The organism is Paraburkholderia sp. SIMBA_054, from assembly GCF_046534875.1.
Taxonomy (GTDB): Bacteria; Pseudomonadota; Gammaproteobacteria; order Burkholderiales; family Burkholderiaceae; genus Paraburkholderia; species Paraburkholderia hospita.
Map to the genome: position 1 here is coordinate 1 of NZ_JAWRXV010000300.1, position 396 is coordinate 396.

Below are 396 nucleotides of genomic sequence, written 5' to 3' on the forward strand. Positions count from 1 at the left end.
GTGACCGATCTCGGAAGTTTACACATGTCCTGGTCGCAACTCAGGCGTGTTTACCGGGCTTGATCAGTGTTGCCTTAGCCGCTTTCTTTTGCCTGGGAATCTCTGCAAAAGGTCCTGGCATTGCCGTGAGGGTTGACTATCCTGGAAGCAGGATAGTTAAGGGAGTGGCGTGATGACACAGCTTGGTCTTGGTCTGGATCTGTCAACGAAGCGTACCCGCAAGCGCGAGTTTCTCGACGAGATGACCCGCGTGGTGCCGTGGCAGAAACTGATCGCTCTCATCGAGCCACACTATCCCAAAGGCAAGACCGGGCGCCCGCCGTTTCCCATCCAGACGATGCTGCGCATTCACTTCCTGCAGCAGTGGTTCAGTCTCTCGGACCCGGCCATGGAGGA

At 56.6% G+C, this 396-nt stretch carries 1 protein-coding gene; it reads left to right on the forward strand.

The window, feature by feature from the left end:
• Window positions 1–172 precede the first annotated feature (172 nt).
• The coding region (locus tag SB822_RS55215; RefSeq protein ID WP_410858862.1) for a transposase at window positions 173–396 on the forward strand (224 nt) is incomplete at its 3' end.